This window comes from Bacillus sp. RCC_6_1 (assembly GCF_041360755.1).
GTDB lineage: Bacteria > Bacillota > Bacilli > Bacillales > Bacillaceae_G > Bacillus_A > Bacillus_A cereus.
Genome location: NZ_JBFUPV010000034.1, coordinates 1 through 2282 on the forward strand (window position 1 = coordinate 1; position 2282 = coordinate 2282).

Consider the following 2282-nt stretch of genomic DNA (forward strand, 5'->3'; position numbering starts at 1 on the left):
CATCGCTATCAAGTTTAAATTTTATAATGCCCCCAAAACGAAAAATTTGTGTCATTTATAGAAAGAAGTTCATTTTTATCGTTTTGGGGATACTTCAAAATATTAAGTTACTGGTGGTGCTAGCCCTAAATAAATTCTAGATACTAGTACTAATTAGTCTGTTTATTTTGCTTAACCAATACAGGGAATCATATTAACTCAAGCCCTCTATACTTCTCGACAAAATATATAATATCCTCCACGAGCCATTCGTACATCTGTACTATACAATGTATCTTCTAAATAAAAAGTAATCGGTTTTGTTTTACTTTCAAACCTTAATTTCTCCTTAGACTGTATAGCATAGGTTTCAACAGCTGAACAAATTGTTTTAGGAGATGGATAATGAAGAGAATCATCTAGTTCAATATAAAAGGTTTTTCTTAATAGTTTTTTTAAAAATCTTTGCTTTTTCATCCTAATCTACTCCCCCTTCACCCTTAATATAAATCAATATTCTGAATCATCCATATTATACCATAAAATAACCCCCTGTTTTTGAGTATAAGTACTGGCAGGGGATTTGGTTAGCCTCCAGGAACTTAAAGTAATTAAATCTAGAAAAGTGGATTACTTGGATTGATAGAAAAGGGGTCCCGCAAATCGCTATTAAGCTAAAAAACAAAATACCCCATAAAATGAAAAAATACGCTATCCTTTCTATAGAATCATAGGAAAGGATGGCGTTTTTGTATGTCTATTTCTGTATCTGATGAATTACAGCTATTTGCTCAAGAGATTCAACGTTTTTTATCTCCAAATATTTTACGAGACCTTGCTAGAGATGTTGGTTTTGTGCAACGAGCTAGTAAGTACCAAGCAAAAGATTTAATCGCTTTATGTGTATGGATGAGTCAAAATATCGCTACGACTTCATTAACTCAGTTATCTAGCCGTTTAGAAGCATCAACAAAAGTGCTCATCAGTCCTGAAGGACTAAATCAACGATTTAATAAAGCAGCCGTTCAATTTTTACAACATATATTAGCTGAACTACTAAACCAAAAACTAGCCTCATCTATGCCGATTTCTTCTCCATATACTCCTATTTTCAAACGTATTCGTATTTTAGATTCAACTGCATTTCAACTCCCAGATCCTTTTTCATCTGTTTATCCGGGTGCAGGAGGTTGCAGTCATACAGCGGGGGTGAAGATTCAGCTTGAGTATGATTTATTAAGTGGACAATTCCTTCATATTCATACAGGACCAGGTAAACAACATGATCGAACCTACGGTTCCCTGTGTGTCCCAACTGTAACAGCGAATGATTTATGTATCCGAGATTTAGGCTATTTTCATTTGAAAGATCTTCAACATATACAAGATAAAAAGGCTTATTATATCTCACGTATCAAATCGAATACACGTATTTATCAAAAAAATCCTAATCCTGATTATTTTCAAGATGGCAGAATTAAGAAAGGTACAGAGTATATCCAGATAGATATGGAGGTTTTAATGAACACTCTTCAGCCTGGACAAACATGCGAAATATCCAACGCTTATGTAGGAATGACTGATAAGGTCCCAACTCGTGTGATTGTTCATCGACTAACAAAAGAACAACAACAAAAACGATTACACGATCAAACTGTAAGAGAAAAAAAGAAAGGAATGAAGTATTCCGCTCGTAGTAAACGACTTACCGGTATCAATGTATATATGACAAATACCCCTATAGATATTGTCCCGATGGGACAAGTACATGATTGGTATTCTTTACGTTGGCAAATCGAGATTTTATTTAAAACGTGGAAATCATTCTTTCATATTCATCATTGTAAAAAGATAAAACGAGAACGATTAGAATGCCATTTGTATGGACAACTGATTGCCATTCTACTCTGTTCTTCTACCATGTTTCAAATGCGGCAATTACTTCTTATGAAAAAGAAACAAGAATTGAGTGAATATAAGGCTATCTATATGATTAAAGATTACTTTCTTCTTCTTTTCCAAGCTATACAGAAAGACACCCAAGAGCTATCAAAGGTTCTCCTTCGTCTGTTTAACCTCCTACAGCAAAACGGGCGAAAATCTCATCGGTATGAAAAGAAAACAGTCTTTGATATATTAGGTGTCGTTTACAATTGTACCATGTCTGATAATCAAGCGGCTTAATTCAAAAAAATGAAACCCGTCAGGGTTTATTTCATATGCAAATCTTTAAATTCCCTACACAAAAAAAAAAACAACCTCTACTATAATTGACGTTGTATTTTCTTAGCTTGATAGCGATG

At 34.0% G+C, this 2282-nt stretch carries 2 protein-coding genes; one reads left to right on the forward strand and one right to left on the reverse strand.

What is annotated here, in order from left to right; all coding sequences use genetic code 11:
* Window positions 1-207: 207 nt before the first annotated feature.
* The gene (locus AB6801_RS31155) at window positions 208-462 is read right to left on the reverse strand and encodes a DUF4318 domain-containing protein (RefSeq protein WP_138920191.1); all 255 of its coding nucleotides are present in this window, start codon (window positions 460-462) and stop codon (window positions 208-210) included.
* Between the two features lie 270 nt (window positions 463-732).
* Here AB6801_RS31155 and AB6801_RS31160 point away from each other — a divergent pair, with 270 nt between their 5' ends.
* The gene (locus tag AB6801_RS31160) at window positions 733-2163 is read left to right on the forward strand and encodes an IS4 family transposase (RefSeq protein ID WP_370941396.1); all 1431 of its coding nucleotides are present in this window, start codon (window positions 733-735) and stop codon (window positions 2161-2163) included.
* Window positions 2164-2282: the final 119 nt, after the last annotated feature.